The sequence below is a fragment of the Leptolyngbya sp. AN02str genome (genome assembly GCF_050565595.1).
GTDB lineage: Bacteria > Cyanobacteriota > Cyanobacteriia > Elainellales > Elainellaceae > Kaiparowitsia.
Genome location: NZ_JBNXVR010000014.1, coordinates 44,575 through 61,247, shown reverse-complemented (window position 1 = coordinate 61,247; position 16,673 = coordinate 44,575). Strand labels below are relative to the sequence as shown.

The following is a 16,673-nucleotide window of genomic DNA, read 5'->3' as shown; positions in this document are numbered from 1 at the left end:
CTTAACCTTTCGATCCAATTACGCGGTGGGTCGCTTGACCTTAATCACGTAGTAAGCCTGAGGGTCGGCCAGCACAGGAAGGCCAGTCTGATAGCTCTCACCACCCATGCCCACCGGCTTCTTCTCGTTAGGCCAGGTCTTCAGCGTGCGCCCTGGGCTGGACTGACCCACGTTGCGGCCCACTGCGTAGTAGCCCAGCGTGTTGTCCAAAACCAAGGCCCCATCAGCAAACTCACCCACGTCAGCCTGAGTAACGCCCACGTAGTCTGTGGCCAGCTCGTAGCGGCGCTGCGTCGAACCCGTCAGCAGCAAATAGTCTGCATCCTCGTCAACCTGCATGTACCGCTGAAACTTGGTCGGACCTTCATAGCCGCCGTTGTAGCGCGTGATGACGGGGTAGCTCTCGTCGAGCATCACATCATCCAACACCGTATTGCTCACCCGGTTCGTCGTCGAAGTGATCTGCCCATTGGCGTTGACCGTAATCGAAGTCGAACGGCCCACAATTTTGGCATTGCGCCGCAGTACCCGAGCCAAATAACTGGTGCTGTAAGCCCCCGTCACCTGATAGCCCAAGCCTTCTAGCGTTTCTACGCCCAATTCAATGTCGTCAAATGGGTCGTAATCGTTGTCGTACCAGCCTTCAGGGTTCGCCAAACTGCCGCTCTCCACCTCAACAAAGTGGGTTTCGGGTCGGTAATAGGTTACGGTCTCCATCTCACCGTTGTTCGTGCGTCGCTGCACCTCCGCTTTCAACAGCGCCTGCCACCGCTGGATCTCGTTTTTGATGGTGTGTGGGCGTACAAGTTCGTTATCACTCCAGCGAATCAGGCGCTGAATTGCCTCCATATCGCTGTCCCGCATCAAAAGCTTCAAAAGATCGTCGTAATCCTTGCCAGTAAACTCTTTCTGGGTATCTGTGTGGCCCAAATCTACTCTAAAAGAGCCAATCAAATGACCATTGGCTTGCTTCTGGGTAGGGCTATAGCGGTTGTTGTCCAGCGCTGGCTGCGTACGGTAGCGTACCTGCGTTTCTTCGTAGCTGTTTTCTTCCACCAGACGCTCTGGCAGAATACTTGCACCCAAAAGTGGCTGCTGCTCAGAGCCAAACTGCGCTTGAGGTTCCAGCGCAAGTCGCTCGAAGTACCGATCCTCCTGGATCTGTTGATACAGGTCAAAAAATGATGTTGGCATGGTTTCTGTTACCCCTAACTAAGACTGGATAAAACGTTCAGAGAATGCGGCTAGGCCAGCCTTAGCCCGCAGAAACGATTGTTTGGTAGAGCGATCGCACCTTGGCTTTCATATCGGCGCTGGCAGTCCCCCAACCGGGCAGCTGATCCTCATAAACCAGCGTCTGATGCCGAACTAAAGTCACCCCGGCGTCAATTTCCGCCCGCTCCACCTGAAAGGCAACGATGTAAAACTCATCGTCCGTATGAGTCGCAGGGCCAAACCCGTCCCCACTCTCCCGCTCGGCATACGTCCGGCCCACCAATGTTCCACTCGCCACCGTAATCTGACCGCTAGTTCCTCGGTAGGTAGCCGATTCACCACCCTCTAGGTCTGCGGCCAGCGTTACCCCAGCAATACTGCTAGAGCCCTTCACCGCCTTGCTGCTCAGCGTGGCGAATTCGCCAGAGCCAAAATCCAAAATTGTTCCAGCAGGGATATCGTTCGTCAGTGGCGAAGTTAGAGCCAATGTTTTGTTCGAGCCAGCGGTTACGGCTCCAGCTGCCAACGTCACCACAACACTGTCAGAAAAGGGAAATTGAGCAATATCCAATTGGGTGCCAGCATTCAGCAGTCGTTCTGCCGTCAACTGCTCAGCCGACCAATTCGGCTGCTGCATCGTAAAACTTTTCCAAGTTACTCCGGGCATGATGTTTCCTTAGGTAAACGGTTTCGGGGTTCCGCCGTACCAGACGAGCGGCTCTGCTGCCAGCAGCTATTCTTCAGATTTGGCTTTTGTCGCGGTTAGGGCCTTCGCACCGCCGTAGTTCTTCGCGGCATAGGTGGCCAGCAAGTCAGGCTTATCGCCCTGGCCTGCGGTTGGAGCCGAACTGGGGAGTTTTGGTTGTGGAGCAGGCTTCTTCTCAGGTTCCTGCTTCTGCTCGGTTGAAGAGGGGAACAGCGCAGGCACAAACGGTTTCAGCCCTTCATCAGCCTCGATATAGTCCTTGAGCAACTTATCGCCAACTTTCACGCCATCCTCGGCGATCGCCAGCTCATCAATCTTGTCGCCCAGCAACCGTTCCAGTACCGCAGCATTAGCCCCAGACTTTGCCGCGGCATCACTAATTTTGGTTTTTCGCTCCAGTCCCTTCACCTTGCCCTCGGCCTCAGTGGCACGAGTTTCCAGCGCAGCCTTATCGGTGCGCAGCTGTGCCGCTTCACCAGCGATCGCCCGCACTTTGGCCTCTGTATTGGCCAGCACCGCTTCTGCATCACCTTCGACACCCAATGCCGTGGCGATCGCAGTCAGCGCCGTCTCATAGGCCGTTAGCTTACTGGTGGCATTTCGCTTCTCGCCGATCACCTCAAAATTCTTGGTGTTCAGGCGTTCCGTTTCCGCCTCGATTGCTGAAACCAGCTCAGCACCGTTTTCGAGTTTTTTGATAGCTGCCAGAGCTTCTTTGAAATCCATCGTGGAAATGCCGTTCAGTTCAGCGGCAGAGTTCCCACGCACTAAGCAGTTTTCCGCTTCCGTGCCTCATAGATTTGGGTCAGCCGCGAGTCATACCGCCGCACATTGGCGATCGCCTCCAGTTGCCCCTTCATCCCGCGCCCATACACCAGCACCGTATCCGGCTGACAGCGCTCCAGCATCACCTCAAACCCCGCCATAAATCCGGCTTGCTCATGCTTGGCCACATGGCCTGTGCTCACTGCCAGCGTGCCACCTACAGGTAACCCATCAAAGCACCACGCAAACGAAGCGCGATCGCCCCACACCACCGAAGGAATTACCTGCAAGCCCTGGTGTTGCCAAATCGCGCCTAGCAGCCGGCTGCGATACACGTTCCAAATCTGCGTTGCCACCGGAAAATCTGTGAACAGGCTAAAGTCCGGCGTCAGCACCACACCAGCCTTCTGCACCACCGCAGGCATGTGAGGGTAGCGGTTCGCTCGCAGCCACACATTCTCAAACTCGCAATCCTCACAGTAGAAATGGATTGCCCCATCCTCCGGCTTCCATTTGTTCCGCTCGTCATAGGGAAAAATGCTCTCCGGCACTGCATCACAGGGCCGCAGCTCCGGCATGCCAAACTCACCCACAAACCGAATGCCCCACATAAAGCAAAAGGTGTTGAGGTTGTAGTGATTTCGCGCAATTCTGGCAGTCCAGCTGCCATCAATCATTCGTCTACGGGTCATGGCCAGGGGTTCAAAATGTTCACCCCGCAATGGTTCCTACATTTGCCCCTGCCGCAGCTTGAACCAATGTACCAGCACCCACACCTCAACCCCCAGCTTCACAGCGATCGCCTCCAAAGTATCCAGCCGGGGCGACAAATGCCCATTCAGCCACTTCGACCAAGTTGCCCGATCGACCCCCGTAGCCACTTGCAGCTCACTCAGGCTGGCATTCAAAAACTGATCTTTGCTCATGGTGTTGACATATCCATCAACACCAGATTAACCTGAATTCAGCGGCATCGTTCCAAGCGCCGCGACGTTCCGGCCCACTCTCTACACCGGGCCTCACCCTACAAGGAGTTTTTCAAAATGCAATACGCTACCCATTCCTTCGCAATCACCGCGTCCTCTGCCGCCTACGGATTCCGCCTGGTCTACCGCAAAGGTCGGTTTGACACCACCCGTCGCTATCGCCAGCTCACTTCACCAGCGGCGATCGCCACCTATCGTTGGTTATGGTCCGCATTCCTGCTGCTCTGCGCGACGGTAATCGTTCTAGGGCAGATGTCTCGCCAGTGGTGCGATCGCCTCGTAGAATCCAGCCTCACGGTTTCCACAGCGGCTCAGGAGCCCACGTCAGCCCCGCAGCCCGTTCAAACGGAGTCGGTCCATAGTTCGGCTGCTGATTCTGCTGATACAGCTCCTCAAGCCGCGCCCGTCGATACTCCAAAAGCATCGCGTCGGCGGTCAACCCGTCAGCCTGCCAAGCAGCCCGCCACGGCAGCACCACACATCGACACAGCGGATGCGCCGGAATCCGCACCTTCCCAACCGCGTAAACGTACCCGTTCCGCGCCGCGCAGTACGCGCAAAGCTGCTCAGACGGCGTAACAATCCACTGCACACCCTCAACGCCGTTGTCCTGGTATCGCATCTGGGCAGCGTCGTTGAGGGAAGATAGGGTCTCAGTTCGTGCAATCTGCTCCGCCTTACTCTTGGCCAGCCCCATCTGCCGTCGCAGCAGCTCCGCCGCACGCTGCGGCCCCCAACCCTGAATCAGCGACTGCTCAATAATGGCGCTCGCTTTATTCTGAAAAGTCTCGTTATAGCGGTATAGCCGTCTCCTGGCATCTCTCGCCTGCAACGCCACTGCCTCCAGCGGAATCCCCGCAAACAGGCGCACAAAGCTATCAGGGGCGATCGCCCGCATCAGTTCACCCGCTAGGTTTCCACCCAGCACGCCTGCACCGCGAATCAACCGCTCAAACGTTTGCTCATAGCTATCGGCCATCTCAGGGCGAATCACCGCCAACAGGTTGCCCAGGTCGTTTATCAGCACTGCCCGCCGTTGTGTAGCCAGCAAGTTGGTCTTTTGGGCGATCGCCGGATACTGCTGCAAAAACTCCCGCTCAAACTCTCGATAAGCACTATCCAGCGAGGCATCCAGCCGCCGAATCACCGGCTCCTCCAACTGCCGAATCAGGCGGTCATAGCGCCGAATCAGGCTCAACACCTCAGGATTCATCGTCCTCAGCCTCAGCCAATGCTGCCTGACGAGCCATCGCAGCGTTAATATCCTCCTCAATCAAGCTCAGCTCAGCATCCACATCCTTCACCGTGCCCAACGTGGCGATCGCCGTTGCCTTACTCAGCAATCCCGATTGATACTCCTCAATAATTTGCGATCGCTCCTCAGCGCTCAGCTTGCCCGTGGTGATGTTCAACTGCACCACCGCTTCCAGCTCGGTGTATCCCAAAATCCGCAACACAATGTTCAAAATGTTGGCGATCGCACTCTCCACCGGGCGTTTGTAGCCCCGCAAAAACAGTTCAAATCCCTGGCGCATTTGGATGCGTGATTCACCCGACAGGCCACCATCACCACTGCTCAGCAGGTGCCCCTGCTTGAACTCCAAATACAGCAGCGTACGGTCAATCTGAATGCTGTCGATAAACGTTTGCACACTCACCGGCTGCGATTCATGAATCTGCGGCATCGCATACCCTGGCGAGGTTGGATCTCCGGTGGGAATGCCGTAGAGGTATTGGTCAATCCCTGGCCCGCGCTCCACCGCTACCGGATTGCCCTCTTCATCTTCCGGAAACTCAGCATTCAGCAGGGTCCGTTCCTTAAACCCGCCAATTTCCTGATTCCGCAGCTTCATCGTCAGCGCATGGCAAATGCTGCCCTGCTTCTGCTTCGCACTAGGCGTCAGCAGCGATCGCCCCTGCACCCGTTGAATCAGCCAACGCCCACCCGTATCAATCACCAGCGGTTCTTCATTGGTAGAAGTCGTGATAACCATTTCACCCCGGTCGTTTCGGGTGTGTTTCTCCTGCGTGCCCTGGCCGTATGCATAGGACATCTCATCCACAAACCCATCATCCCCACGCTCCACCTGCACCGTTCCAGTTTTCGGTGCATGCAGGTGAATCTGGTGAATGGGGTCAGGGTCATCGGCAAACCGCTCCGGCTGCCACAGCCGCAGGCATGCCTCGCCTGTAACTCCCAGGGATAAAACGAACTCCGACCAAATATCCGTCTGTTCAAAATTGGTGGTGCACGGGTCAAGCTCCAGCGCCTGCTGGTTCACCCAGTCCAGCCACCGCTGCAAGGCGATTTCTGCTTCAGCTGCCTCTACCCGTTGCCCATTCGAGTCCTTCAAGTACCAGGTAAACGGCTCGCTGACCAGCCCATCCTTCCAGTTATCAACCAGCTCTGCCAGCACGTTATGGCCCTGAAACACCCGCTTCAGCTCGGCCATTTTCCGCTCGTACTCAGGGTCCCGACTGTCGAACTTCGGCCCAACCCAGGCCAGCTTAAACAGGTCGAAACCCTTGTACCACTCGATATTCTCTTGGGCTGACTTGCAGCTCTGAGCAGGCTTGTAACCCATGTCTGACAGCGAAACACTTCAGCCCCAGGGTTCCTACTAGATCAAGCAGTTTCTGGAAATAGCTTTGATTTCAGCAAATCAGCGATTTCTTGTAAATCAGAAGGCTTGTTCTGAATTAACCACTCCGTCAGTATCAAGCCATATCTCACTTTGTTGTCTTTATATGACACCCGAAAGTCTGTTAGGCTCCCAAACAAAAGCTGCAAAAGTTCCGCGCCGTCAATATTTTCTAACCATTCTTGACTGAGATGATCAAAACGCTTTTTATCCTTCCATAACCCGGCTTCCTGAGAATGCTCCTCCAGAAATTCGTTCACTTCCTGTGCTGATACTGGAGTTTCGCGTGATGAATCTTCCTGGTTGAGCAAAGCGGCGATCGCTTCTGGGTGTAGAAGGTAGTTCTCGTACATCTTTCTCTGAAGGAAAGAGAACTTACCCTTACTCATCTTGATTATTTCTTCGCGCTCCTTTAGGCTTCTACCCTCACGATCAAAAATAAATCCAATTGCTGGAGGCAGCAGCCCTCCACCTCCGCTTAGCCGCTCGTAAATCTGCGCAACAGTTTTGGCGTGTTTACCATCAAAGTCGCCAGTTTGCAAAACGCTTAAAATTTTGGTTCCTTTTAGAGATTCATTAAGAATTTCTTCCACTATGAAGGTGAAGCATTGTACTTCTGTAGGCCCTTCCACCCAAAGAATGTTGTCTGCCCCAAACACATCAGAGAAGCTTGCACCGACTTCTGACAAAAAGTCTTGTACTTGAGCCGCTTCTGCTGTTTTAAGAGTATCAATATGGCTTTCAAAGCCATCCTTCCGTACAAGTAATAGCACAGATGGTCTGATGACAGACAGCGCTGTTGGTGAGTGTGTGGTGATGATGAACTGATGTTGAGAGTATTTCTTTAGAACCTCAAATAGCTTTTTAATAGCTCCCGGATGTAAGAAACTTTGGGGCTCATCAATAACTATGGCTTGAGGATGCTTGGAAGTTGTCACCACGTACAACATCGCTAGAACCTGACCAATCCCAGTTCCACTTTCTTCCAGAGATACAGCTAAGTCAGGTCGCTCATCATTTGGATCATGAGACCAGACTTTAATTTGAACCTTATCACTTCCAATTGAAGGCGTGGTGATAGTCGCAATGCTTGGAAATACGGATTGGACGTTTTTAATGAATTCTCGATAACGAGCAGGATTGCTTTGCAACTGACTCAACACTTCTGGCAAATTGCTAGCATCCCTCATCAATTCAGTACATCTGCCTAGCTGGCACGTACCGACATTGAGCCTTTCAGCCCTAAATGTATAAATCCTCTCTTGTGCAAAATTTGCCAGAATAAAACCATGGTTTTGATGATTATCTAAACAACGGGATCCAACATATTTCAGATCGTTTCCTAGCTCATTAAGCTGTATTGCCATTTCTGCTGTATTGCCTAGCATCAATCCATACTCCTGAAAGTACGGAACTGGATTGATAAACTTTTGATCTCGGAAGTTACAGACCAGATTCCCACCACTTTCCAAGACTTCTCTCAGCAACAAATAGGCTTTTGCAGTTTTTATCTCGGCAGAGCCATCTGCAATCGTAGTAAAACTGATCTCTTGTTTCTGCTTTAAAGAGAAGTGGTTAATTAATATTTGAAGTGCTTCCTTGGGCCCAAAACCAAGAGTAATACTAACTCGACTTTTACTGGTTAAATTGGATTCTTCTCTAGGTGCTGTCTTGAAGCTGCGGTGAGGTTTGTTGTCAAATTTGAGGCTTAATGCCTCTACCAGGGCTGTTTTTCCCGCATTGTTCTGCCCAACAATAATGTTAAATCCAGGTGTAAACTCAACTTCTTCGGACTCGTAGAAGCTTTTGTAGTTGTAGATTTGGAGTTTGGAGATGTACATTTTTTCAAACTAGTGCCGCCATCATGAGGTTAGCAAACAGTACTCACCAATTCCCAACCGATCGCGCCTGGTGACGCTTGTGTTTAGGCAGTCGCCGGCGCTGCATCACCCACCAAATGATTTGGGAGCTGGCATCCACCTGATCATCGGTCACCCCATCTGGAAAGGATAGGAATTCGTCCACATAGTCCTTCACCGAAAACCGAGCGATCGCACTCTCAGGAATCCACACATTCCCGCCCTCGTAGTACGGGCTCACCGCCTCAGCCCTGGCCTCCTTACTCGACTGGCCAGGGTTGATAGGCACCAGACCAGATATCTCAGTCTTCAGCTCATCAATGATTGCAGGCCCATTCGCCTTATCTTCAATCAGCACCGCCGACGGCGCAATCAAAAACTCCTCCTGGCAGTAGTCAATCATCCGCCGAATTGCTTCCTTCGTCGCCACAAACCCCATGCGATCGCGCTGCTGGTTCAGTAGGTAGAAGTCAGCACCCTTCAGCCCCCACAGCTGAATCACCACAAAGCTGCTCGTCTTATTGCCCTTAAACGACGCATCCACCGAAACAATCAATTGCTCCAGCTGGTCAGGCACCTCACGAAATCGCTGAAACCACGACTCCTTAAACGTATTGCCCTCCACAGGCCGGGGCCGCTGCTGATACAACGCCTGCCAAAAATAGCCCCGAATGCGAGCGCGAATCTTCTGCAACCGCCGCAGGCCCAACCGCACCGGGTTCAACGGCTCACCCGGCGATCGCCAGTCAGGTTCTATCGTGCAGCTTGGGGGAAACTCCGGAGTTCCGGACTCCTTAATCGCCTCCAGGCACACAATATGCCAACCTTCCGGGTCCTCATCATGCTCTTTGGAAAGCAGCCACCCCGATAGGTCATCCTCATGCCAGCGGGTCTGGAGCAGCACGATCGCCCCATCCTCCTCCGCCCGCGTGTAAAAGGTGCTGTCGTACCAATCCTTCTGCTTCTCACGAATCGTGCTGCTGCTGGCATCCTCATGGTTCTTCAGCGGGTCGTCGATAATCCCCAGGCTGAAACCCTTACCAGTAATCGGCCCACCCACACCCGCAGCCCACACACCACCGCCCGAATTCGTTTCCCAGTGGTTCACCGCACTAGAGGCATCGCTAATGCTGCCACCTGCTTGCTTAAAGTTCTGCCGAGCCGCACGGCTAAACGTGTACGCCAACTCCGCTGCATAGCTGTTAATCCCCACCCACCGCTCCGGGTAGCGATACAGGTAATACGCGCTAAACAATCGACTCACCAGCTCACTCTTGCCGTGTCTGGGAGGCACAAATATCATCAACCGGGTCAGTGCACCATCAGCAACCGATTGCAGCAACGCAGCCAGACGCTCACTCATAGTGGACCACTTGTACTTTGGGTTCACCTGGTTAATGAACTCCACAAAGCTCAGAACAGCGCGATCGCCCTCCTCAACCTCATGTACTAGGTCAAATTCCCGCTCCAGCTCCTCAACAAATTCTTGCTTCCGCTTTACGCCCTGAGCTGCCACTTCTCACGCAGCTCCCTCGCGAACTCAGCCGGGTTAATATTCAGCGCGATCGCCCGCTCTGCCAACTCCGCCGCCGTCTGAGGCTGAACCTTCCGTCGATACTCCAGCAACCGCACCAACGCCCCAGCAATTCCCCCCAGGCTACGCGGGTCAACATCTCCTGAGCCATCCAACAGCACCGCCAAATTAGCGATCGCCCCTTCTACAATCTCCATTTCGTCAATTGCCCCATCACCCCGCCTGGAGCGAGGCGTTGGCCGTTGCCTGGGCTGGCTCTCAGACCGCTCCAATGGCACCACATTGGCCTGCCGCAGCACAGCCCAGTTCCCCTCCGAGCCCCAGCGCTCCACAGTACGAGTCGATACGCCCACATCCAGCGCGATCGCCGCATACGATCGCCCCTGCTCATACAGCCGCTTTGCTACCGCCTTCTTATCCACCGACATTCCACCGACACCGACATCGCGAGAGTTCCCGCCAAACCAGGAATCCGGGCTTTGTCGGTAGCCCAATTTGCCGACAAAACGTACAAAAAAACCTGCCGAAGCAGGCTAGAACGTCAGGAGTAAAAGTTGGCAGTCAAAAGGTTAGTCAGGAGCCACCATTTCTTTAAATTGCTTACCAGCCGAAAACGCAGGCACCGTCGTCGCAGGAATTTCCATCGCCTCACCCGTCTTAGGATTGCGCCCCTCACGAGCTTTGCGCTCACGCGGTTCAAACGAGCCAAACCCAACCAGAGTAACCTTTTCGCCCTTCGATACAGCTTCCATAATCGAATCGGTTGCCGCAGTCAAAATGGCATCGGCCTGCTTCTTGGTCACATTTGCGCTTTCAGCAATTTTGTCTACCAATTCACCTTTATTCATAAAAGCCTCTAAAACCAACGCTTTCAAGGAATTCTAGCGCTAGAGTTCGACGACAAACCAAGATTTCAGCATTTCCTCTCCGTGATGGCGTCTCTCGAAAAAAAGGCAGCGCCTAAGCGCTGCCCAACCCAATGTATAAGAGAAAGTCTCCATACCTAAGCTTTCCCAAAAAAATGGGCTGCGCAGCGTAACTATCTTCAAGGGGAACTATGCCGCAGAGCCAGAGAACAAGCTGTGAAAAAACGCCAGAGCCCTCTTCAACGAATTCTTTCAACCGAATTTATCTTTCAGGCAATCGCCGCAGCCTGTGTTTGGAAAGCCTTTACAGTCCCGCATGAGCACGCCCAAACCTGGTTAGCTTCCGCAGGGGTAATCCTTGGCGCAGGCCGCGCCTTACCGACCGAGCGTGTAGATGAGGCCCTGGATATCCCGCTGCTCGGCTCCAAAACGACACACCACACAGAGGAGCCGTGATCAGTGGCAGTTACCTACTCAAAAGGTTCTTTGCTTGGGTTAAAGGAGCGCTCGGTTTGGAGCAACCTCAAAAACCTCCTGGCTTTTTGGAAGCCTACACCAAGCGTGCAACCCTCTATCGAGTCCCTTCCAGCGAACCCGGCGTGGTCACCAGCTGGTGGATTTGTCATTCCGACGCCCACTCAGATCTCGTGCTCAGTCTCATCTCCATCTCCCAGTTGCGAGAAGATTTCGGGAGAGGGGCTGAATATCGGCGTGATGCTGATCCATTTAGCCTGCGCAGAGGCCCCTCCTTCAAACAGCAATTAAGTGACTACCTTGAGTCATCCGGTGGTCTCGATACCCGACAGATTAGCCATATCGTCGTCGTCGCATGGCGATCGCGCATTCCATCTCGCTTAAAGGGCGAACGCAGAGCATATCTGGCGAGACCATTAGCCGTCATTCCTGCCGACTTGGTAGGAATGACGTTTGCGTGGGCCGCAGGTGACAACTACGCCATCGTCATCGTGCGAGCCATGGCCAAGCGCACGCTCTACCTGGCACCTGCCCGCTATCAAGCCTGGGTAGATTTGGTAGATGCAACCGATTGGCTAGCCCTACTCGAAAGTTATGCCCTCAAAGCTTTTAAGGGCAATCATGTGCTCCAACCGCGCCGACAGCCGCGCTAAATCAGCCGCTCTGCCGCTGCCAGCAAGGTGTCGTTGAGTTCCCCTGCACGAGCCGCCATCACCAGCCGTCGCAGTACCCCCTCCAGCTTTTCAATTCGCAGATTAGCCACATCCAGTTCCGCTGATAGAACCTCTGCCGGACTGGGTTTTTTAGAGTTGTGTTCCGAGATAGGCTTTTCCTCTGGCTCTGCCCCAAAGTCTGATAGCGGCACCAAGCGTGAACCATGCTCATCCTTCACCGAAACTAAGCCATCTGCCTCATCAACGGCTTGCACAACGTAGCTTTGCCCAAACCGTGGGCTCGACTTATCCACCACAACAGCCGCTTTACCCACAATCAACTGGGGCAGTTCTTTTCCGCTAATCATCGCCTTGGCACGGGCATGGCGGATTCTCGTACCTGCTGTCGCAGCGGCGATCGCATGCTCTCGAATTGCAGGAGGCGTGCTGGGGCGGGATAGCTCATACAGCGCCGAAACGTCGAACTTGTCGCAAATTGCGACATGCTCACCAAATGCGCGGCCTACGCTCTCAAATCGGTTCACATCCTGCCGGCTCCAGCCCCACTCTGCCTGCACCCAGGCCAAATACACCTTTTCCTCCTTCAGGGATGGCTTAATCCTCAGCAGCTCCATCCCAGTTTTAATGATGTTACGCACCGTCGTGGAGTTCAGCCGGTTAATGCGATCGCGCGCCTGCTCAAGCGAAGAGCGATCGCCCACCCGGTTGTAATCAAAGCCACTCACTTCTACCAGCATCATGCTTCTCTCCTATCTGCCAAACTGCTCAGCTTCAACCGACGCATACCTTCTACAATCCAGTCGTTCACCACTTGCAGCGTTACGCCATTGGCTCGGGCAATCTTCGCTTCACTCATTCCCTTGAAGTACACATCCATCAGGGTCGAGCGATAGGGATTGGGCAGAGCAGACAGTTCGCGACGCACCTCAGCCCAAAGCAGCGGCAATTCATCAGTCTCAGCAGCAACATGATGAGCATCGTCAATATGCACCAACGGTTTGCGAGCCGTTGATTCCGATACCTCCCGCCATTTGGCTCGTGACAAGCCCTGGCTTCGAGCGATCGCCACCTCGTCCAGCTCAATTTCACGGTAGCCATCTGCCAATAACCGGCGCTTCGCCTTCTTTACCCGACTCCTATATTCCAGGTTCCGGCGCGACACCTTTACCAAATCCCAACCGTGGTCCCGAAGGAAGTGCTGCATGGCCCCTCGAATTTTGGGCACCGCATACGAGCTAAATGCAAACCCCTTTCCAGGATCGAACGTTTCGACAGCCCAAATTAGCCCCATTTGACCAATCTGCTGCAATTCCTCCGCCTCCACATTGCAAAGCTCCGCCTCCCGCCTTGCAATCTGCCACACTAGCCTGTCATTCAGCAGCACCAGCCGATTCCGAATTTTGACATCACCTGTCTGCCGATAAATCTGAAAAAGAGAGGCCTGCTCACGAGCATTTCTCCAAACCGCCTCAACCCTTGCCATATAAAAGCCCTCGCCAGTATCTTCAATCTGGCGAGGGTTGCATCAATCGGCTAGAGAGAAATCACTGATCTATGAGAGTTCCTCATGCAAGCTTCACAGGTTTGACGTGTGTGAGCCGTTACGAATTTGTTGAGCAGTCTCCTCCAGTGCGATCGCCCACTCCAAAGCAAGCTCAGGTGAAGGCGCCAACCCAGCATGATCCACAATCCAATAGCGCAACTTTTGCTTAATAGCCTCAATGCTCTGTCGAGCATCATCAAACTCAGGTGATTGATTCACAACCGAAAAAAATTAAGAGGACACATGAAGAGACGCCCTTACTTAATCCTATTTCAACCAAAGGATATGCAGTAAGGGAACCGTTACTGCACAACGTAACGGTTACTGAACAGTGGCAAAGCGAAAGCCCAAAATCCAGCATCAGCGAGAGATCCAGCACATTGGCATCTATGGTCGCGTCAGCACCGAAGAGCAAGCCCGCGAGGGTTTTGGCCTAGAAGCCCAGAAAACCCGCTGCAAGGCTATGGCCGAGGTCAAAGGCTGGCCACAGCCCACCCACTACATCGACGAGGGCATCTCCGGCACCAAAGATGCCTCCAAACGTCCCCAATTGGCTCGCCTCATGGCCGATGTGCGTTCAGGCAAGCTCGATGCCATCATCATCCTCTCCCTCGACCGCCTAGGTCGCAAAACCCGCCTCGTTCTGGACCTGGTGGATGAACTCGGTAAATACGGCGTAACGCTGGTTTCCTGTAAAGAGAGCTTGGATACCTCCACCCCTCAGGGGCAATTCGTTTTGACGCTGTTCGCCGCCCTCGCCCAGTTGGAGAGAGATCTCATCGCCGAGCGCACCAGCGCCGCCCTCGCCGAACGCGGAGCTATCGATGGAGAGAAAGGGGGCCGCTTACCTTACGGTTACCAGCGATCGCCCTCAGGCATCGTCATTAACCCCGCCCAGGCCAATGTAGTAGAGCGCATCTTTTCCCTACGAAATGAGGGGCGATCGTTTGCCAAGATCGCCAATCATCTCAATGCCGAACAAATCCCCAGCCCGCGAGACTCCACCTGGCATCCCACCAGCATCCGCGAAGTCCTGTTCAACCAGCCGGCCTACCTCGGTGGCCAGCGCGGCAACAGCCCACTCCATTGGCCAAAATTGCTGAGCTAGTCCTGGCCTTCCTGCCCCTGAGCCTGATGAATCGCACCCTGTACCACCGCTGCAAAGCCTTCGGTCATCTCCCAAAAGGCTGCAACAATCTTGAGCGGATATTTAGCCAAAATCTCACCGAGCTTTTCATCATCCTCAACATTAAATGTTTCGTCATCCAGTTGATCCATCAGCTCACGTTCCCTGTCCGTCAAACTCAAGTCTCCAACCTCGTACATCTCTGCCCAAGCATTAACTACATTGAGCGGATATTTGGCCAAAATCTCATCCAGCTTTTCATCGTCCTCAACACCCAAAGCCTCTTCACTGATCTTCCACATCAGCCCACGTTCTTTGTTATTGAGCCGATGCATCAGCCCACATTCTGTATTGGTCAAGCTCAAGCCTTCAGAATTAGTCATAAGTTTTCCTCACTATCAGCCATTATTTCTACGGCGGTTAGCAGTCTGGCGAATTCGCTCCTGGCGCTGATTCGTTTGGCGTCGCCTATTTCTTGCGGAATCTCTAGATTGTTGCACCGCAGCCCAATTACTTGCGGCCTCTTCACTGTTGAATCCTGAAATCCGCTGTACAGCATTCAGCCGCGTATTGTCAGGGGTCAGTTTCCCGTTGCGAACAACCCCATATTGGGTATTGCCAACTTGCCCATTAACAGGAACCGAGAAGCCCACACTTTCATACGCAACTGCTCGTACCATGCCACGGCGATCGCCATCAGCAGCACTCGTATCGTATCGAAAACCCTCAGGACGGGTTTTCGCGTCCTCCCGAATGATGCGCTGTAGCCGTCTCACAGCCACAGCCGATTCTCCATCGCTGAGACTGTTATTGGTCGAAAGGCGTCCAGCGACAGTGAAGACAACATTATGGCTGTCGCCATTCTTATTGATTTCAAGCTGGACAGGTTTATCACCAGCTCGGAACGTATAAACCCTTTTGTTTCCATTCTGTGAGTTGAATACAGAAACGCCTTCAAAATCGCCAGTTAGCTGGACATTTTCACCAAGCCTGCCACCACCAGCAACGCGATCGTTTGGTTCTGGTTCAACAGCTACTGGTGCAGGTGCTTCAGCACCGCCGCCGCCACCACCACTGCCACCGCCACCGCCACCGCCAGATCCGGAGCCACCTTTATGGAATTGAAGCGGTTGTCTAGAGCGGAGAAATCGGCGCATAAGGGTGATTTGAACTCAATCACCCCGATAGTTCCTACATCACAATTGGCTTACTGATCAGAGCCCTCAGCCTTCTGCTCCTGCTTCTCTTTGGCAGCCTTACCAGCAGCGATCGCCCCTGACACAACCGCATCACACATATCCTGGTACTCTTCCACAACTTTCTTGGAGTACCTGCTTTCAATTGCCCTCACTGCCTCATCCGAGAGGTCGCTCTGGTTAATCTCTGCCATCATTTGGCGCATTTGCGACTCGTCTTCGTCAGTCCAGAGAATGTTCTCCTCATACTCTTTTGCAATGTGCTGAGGATACTTCTTCAGAATGGCCATAGTCTCTTCATCTGAGAGACTTTTGACTTCCTCGCACAACTGCTTGAACAAAGTTTCATCTTCGTCGGTCCAACTGCATTGCGCGTTGCTGTCTTGCTGGTTTCGGTCGCTCATCATTGTTGCCTCCTATTCGCGTCTCTACGTTGTTGTCGTCGTGCATTGCGCTCAGCCCGCGCAGCATTAATGTTTGCTTGCACCTGGCTGGCCGTAATGCCTGCTTGCCGTTCAACACTCGACAACCTTCCGTTGTCTGGCACCAGCCTGCCGTTTTCTACAATTGCGTACTGGGTATTACCTGGCTCACCAGTGATCGGCCTGCTAAAACCTGCCCTTTCATAAGCTGCCGCTCGTTTTGCCCCCTCACCATCGCCCTCATAGGCAGTCGTGCGGTACTGGAAGCCATTAGGCCGGGTTTTCGCATCCTGCTCAATAATGTTGAACAGGCTTCTTGTTGCTTGGTTTGCTCCCTCTCGGGACAAGGCGCTGCCGATGTCGTAGTCCCCATTCACCTGAAACTCGACATACCCATCTCCACTATCCTTGGAAATCCTCAGCTCAACGTCGTTACCCTCAATCTGAAACTCGTAATATCGGTTTGTGTCGTAATCGCTTACCTCCACGCCGGGAGGCAGGTCCAAATCATCAATCGGAATTGGCTGTGGTGGTTCAGCTTCGCCGCCACCGCCACCGCCACCGCCACCACCACCGCCACCGGAGCCGGAGCCACCTTTACAGAATCGGAGCGGTTGTCTAGAGCGAAGGAAACGGCGCATAAGGGTGATTTGAACTCAATCACC

21 protein-coding genes are annotated in these 16,673 nt (G+C 53.6%); 3 read left to right on the top strand and 18 right to left on the bottom strand.

Annotation, left to right across the window (positions count from 1 at the left end; translation table 11 throughout):
* Positions 1–18 precede the first annotated feature (18 nt).
* The 11 genes from ACQ4M4_RS12965 to ACQ4M4_RS12915 all read right to left on the bottom strand — a co-directional run bounded on the left by ACQ4M4_RS12965 (position 19) and on the right by ACQ4M4_RS12915 (position 10,555).
* Positions 19–1,194 carry a hypothetical protein gene (locus tag ACQ4M4_RS12965; RefSeq protein ID WP_430684903.1) on the bottom strand — a complete coding sequence of 392 codons (1,176 nt, stop codon included), beginning with the start codon at positions 1,192–1,194 and terminating at the stop codon, positions 19–21.
* 61 nt (positions 1,195–1,255) lie between these two features.
* A complete protein-coding gene (locus ACQ4M4_RS12960) occupies positions 1,256–1,882 on the bottom strand; it encodes a hypothetical protein (protein WP_430684902.1) in 627 nt (208 codons plus the stop codon).
* Between the two features lie 66 nt (positions 1,883–1,948).
* A complete protein-coding gene (locus ACQ4M4_RS12955) occupies positions 1,949–2,647 on the bottom strand; it encodes a hypothetical protein (RefSeq protein ID WP_430684901.1) in 699 nt (232 codons plus the stop codon).
* Positions 2,648–2,688: 41 nt separating this feature from the next.
* On the bottom strand, positions 2,689–3,378 hold the full coding sequence (locus ACQ4M4_RS12950) for a DUF4417 domain-containing protein (RefSeq protein ID WP_430684900.1): 690 nt from the start codon (positions 3,376–3,378) through the stop codon (positions 2,689–2,691).
* A 36-nt stretch (positions 3,379–3,414) separates the two neighbouring features.
* Positions 3,415–3,612: a helix-turn-helix domain-containing protein gene (locus ACQ4M4_RS12945; RefSeq protein ID WP_430684899.1), complete on the bottom strand. Its 198-nt coding sequence runs from the start codon at positions 3,610–3,612 to the stop codon at positions 3,415–3,417.
* A gap of 352 nt (positions 3,613–3,964) precedes the next feature.
* On the bottom strand, positions 3,965–4,885 hold the full coding sequence (locus tag ACQ4M4_RS12940; protein WP_430684898.1) for a minor capsid protein: 921 nt from the start codon (positions 4,883–4,885) through the stop codon (positions 3,965–3,967).
* Complete coding sequence (locus ACQ4M4_RS12935) at positions 4,875–6,257, bottom strand: hypothetical protein (RefSeq protein ID WP_430684897.1); 1,383 nt, start codon at positions 6,255–6,257, stop codon at positions 4,875–4,877. The genes ACQ4M4_RS12940 and ACQ4M4_RS12935 overlap by 11 nt, the downstream gene beginning before the upstream one ends.
* A gap of 41 nt (positions 6,258–6,298) precedes the next feature.
* Positions 6,299–8,155, bottom strand: a complete 1,857-nt coding sequence (locus ACQ4M4_RS12930) for an AAA family ATPase (RefSeq protein ID WP_430684896.1) — start codon at positions 8,153–8,155, stop codon at positions 6,299–6,301.
* Between the two features lie 43 nt (positions 8,156–8,198).
* Positions 8,199–9,689 (bottom strand): phage terminase large subunit, encoded by a 1,491-nt coding sequence (gene terL / locus ACQ4M4_RS12925; RefSeq protein ID WP_430684895.1) that lies wholly within the window; start codon positions 9,687–9,689, stop codon positions 8,199–8,201.
* Positions 9,671–10,201: a helix-turn-helix domain-containing protein gene (locus ACQ4M4_RS12920; RefSeq protein WP_430684894.1), complete on the bottom strand. Its 531-nt coding sequence runs from the start codon at positions 10,199–10,201 to the stop codon at positions 9,671–9,673. Before ACQ4M4_RS12920 ends, terL begins: the two co-directional genes overlap by 19 nt.
* Positions 10,202–10,276: 75 nt before the next feature.
* Complete coding sequence (locus ACQ4M4_RS12915) at positions 10,277–10,555, bottom strand: HU family DNA-binding protein (RefSeq protein WP_430684893.1); 279 nt, start codon at positions 10,553–10,555, stop codon at positions 10,277–10,279.
* A gap of 234 nt (positions 10,556–10,789) precedes the next feature.
* Here ACQ4M4_RS12915 and ACQ4M4_RS12910 point away from each other — a divergent pair, with 234 nt between their 5' ends.
* Both ACQ4M4_RS12910 and ACQ4M4_RS12905 read left to right on the top strand, forming a co-directional pair.
* Positions 10,790–11,029 (top strand): hypothetical protein, encoded by a 240-nt coding sequence (locus ACQ4M4_RS12910; protein WP_430684892.1) that lies wholly within the window; start codon positions 10,790–10,792, stop codon positions 11,027–11,029.
* 56 nt (positions 11,030–11,085) lie between these two features.
* Entirely contained in the window at positions 11,086–11,700 is a 615-nt protein-coding gene (locus ACQ4M4_RS12905) for a hypothetical protein (protein WP_430684891.1), read from the top strand.
* On the opposite strand, the gene ACQ4M4_RS12900 is transcribed toward ACQ4M4_RS12905, so the two are convergent.
* The 3 genes from ACQ4M4_RS12900 to ACQ4M4_RS12890 form a co-directional block, all read right to left on the bottom strand.
* Complete coding sequence (locus tag ACQ4M4_RS12900) at positions 11,697–12,461, bottom strand: hypothetical protein (RefSeq protein ID WP_430684890.1); 765 nt, start codon at positions 12,459–12,461, stop codon at positions 11,697–11,699. The two genes, ACQ4M4_RS12905 and ACQ4M4_RS12900, sit on opposite strands and share 4 nt — an antisense overlap.
* Entirely contained in the window at positions 12,458–13,204 is a 747-nt protein-coding gene (locus ACQ4M4_RS12895) for a sigma-70 family RNA polymerase sigma factor (protein ID WP_430684889.1), read from the bottom strand. Before ACQ4M4_RS12895 ends, ACQ4M4_RS12900 begins: the two co-directional genes overlap by 4 nt.
* Before the next feature lie 93 nt (positions 13,205–13,297).
* On the bottom strand, positions 13,298–13,483 hold the full coding sequence (locus tag ACQ4M4_RS12890) for a hypothetical protein (protein ID WP_430684888.1): 186 nt from the start codon (positions 13,481–13,483) through the stop codon (positions 13,298–13,300).
* Positions 13,484–13,595: 112 nt separating this feature from the next.
* On the opposite strand from ACQ4M4_RS12890, the gene ACQ4M4_RS12885 reads away from it, so the two are divergent.
* A complete protein-coding gene (locus tag ACQ4M4_RS12885) occupies positions 13,596–14,372 on the top strand; it encodes a recombinase family protein (protein ID WP_430684887.1) in 777 nt (258 codons plus the stop codon).
* On the opposite strand, the gene ACQ4M4_RS12880 is transcribed toward ACQ4M4_RS12885, so the two are convergent.
* Genes ACQ4M4_RS12880 through ACQ4M4_RS12865 form a run of 4 tightly spaced genes read right to left on the bottom strand, consistent with a single transcriptional unit; the run spans position 14,369 to position 16,649 of the window.
* Positions 14,369–14,773 (bottom strand): hypothetical protein, encoded by a 405-nt coding sequence (locus tag ACQ4M4_RS12880; protein ID WP_430684886.1) that lies wholly within the window; start codon positions 14,771–14,773, stop codon positions 14,369–14,371. The two genes, ACQ4M4_RS12885 and ACQ4M4_RS12880, sit on opposite strands and share 4 nt — an antisense overlap.
* A gap of 15 nt (positions 14,774–14,788) precedes the next feature.
* Positions 14,789–15,547 carry a hypothetical protein gene (locus ACQ4M4_RS12875; protein WP_430684885.1) on the bottom strand — a complete coding sequence of 253 codons (759 nt, stop codon included), beginning with the start codon at positions 15,545–15,547 and terminating at the stop codon, positions 14,789–14,791.
* A 50-nt stretch (positions 15,548–15,597) separates the two neighbouring features.
* Positions 15,598–15,993 carry a hypothetical protein gene (locus tag ACQ4M4_RS12870; protein WP_430684884.1) on the bottom strand — a complete coding sequence of 132 codons (396 nt, stop codon included), beginning with the start codon at positions 15,991–15,993 and terminating at the stop codon, positions 15,598–15,600.
* Positions 15,990–16,649, bottom strand: coding sequence for a hypothetical protein (locus tag ACQ4M4_RS12865; RefSeq protein ID WP_430684883.1), 660 nt, complete (start codon positions 16,647–16,649; stop codon positions 15,990–15,992). The genes ACQ4M4_RS12870 and ACQ4M4_RS12865 overlap by 4 nt, the downstream gene beginning before the upstream one ends.
* Positions 16,650–16,673: the final 24 nt, after the last annotated feature.

Bases quoted from the DNA above. Each gene is read 5' to 3' on its own strand.
- ACQ4M4_RS12895 (WP_430684889.1), bottom strand. From the start codon at position 13,204: ATGGCAAGGGTTGAGGCGGTTTGGAGAAATGCTCGTGAGCAGGCCTCT.
- ACQ4M4_RS12880 (WP_430684886.1), bottom strand. From the start codon at position 14,773: ATGACTAATTCTGAAGGCTTGAGCTTGACCAATACAGAATGTGGGCTG.
- ACQ4M4_RS12930 (WP_430684896.1), bottom strand. From the start codon at position 8,155: ATGTACATCTCCAAACTCCAAATCTACAACTACAAAAGCTTCTACGAG.
- ACQ4M4_RS12965 (WP_430684903.1), bottom strand. From the start codon at position 1,194: ATGCCAACATCATTTTTTGACCTGTATCAACAGATCCAGGAGGATCGG.
- ACQ4M4_RS12940 (WP_430684898.1), bottom strand. From the start codon at position 4,885: ATGAATCCTGAGGTGTTGAGCCTGATTCGGCGCTATGACCGCCTGATT.
- ACQ4M4_RS12955 (WP_430684901.1), bottom strand. From the start codon at position 2,647: ATGGATTTCAAAGAAGCTCTGGCAGCTATCAAAAAACTCGAAAACGGT.
- ACQ4M4_RS12865 (WP_430684883.1), bottom strand. From the start codon at position 16,649: ATGCGCCGTTTCCTTCGCTCTAGACAACCGCTCCGATTCTGTAAAGGT.
- ACQ4M4_RS12960 (WP_430684902.1), bottom strand. From the start codon at position 1,882: ATGCCCGGAGTAACTTGGAAAAGTTTTACGATGCAGCAGCCGAATTGG.
- ACQ4M4_RS12945 (WP_430684899.1), bottom strand. From the start codon at position 3,612: ATGAGCAAAGATCAGTTTTTGAATGCCAGCCTGAGTGAGCTGCAAGTG.
- ACQ4M4_RS12935 (WP_430684897.1), bottom strand. From the start codon at position 6,257: ATGGGTTACAAGCCTGCTCAGAGCTGCAAGTCAGCCCAAGAGAATATC.
- ACQ4M4_RS12950 (WP_430684900.1), bottom strand. From the start codon at position 3,378: ATGACCCGTAGACGAATGATTGATGGCAGCTGGACTGCCAGAATTGCG.
- ACQ4M4_RS12915 (WP_430684893.1), bottom strand. From the start codon at position 10,555: ATGAATAAAGGTGAATTGGTAGACAAAATTGCTGAAAGCGCAAATGTG.
- ACQ4M4_RS12870 (WP_430684884.1), bottom strand. From the start codon at position 15,993: ATGATGAGCGACCGAAACCAGCAAGACAGCAACGCGCAATGCAGTTGG.
- ACQ4M4_RS12900 (WP_430684890.1), bottom strand. From the start codon at position 12,461: ATGATGCTGGTAGAAGTGAGTGGCTTTGATTACAACCGGGTGGGCGAT.
- ACQ4M4_RS12875 (WP_430684885.1), bottom strand. From the start codon at position 15,547: ATGCGCCGATTTCTCCGCTCTAGACAACCGCTTCAATTCCATAAAGGT.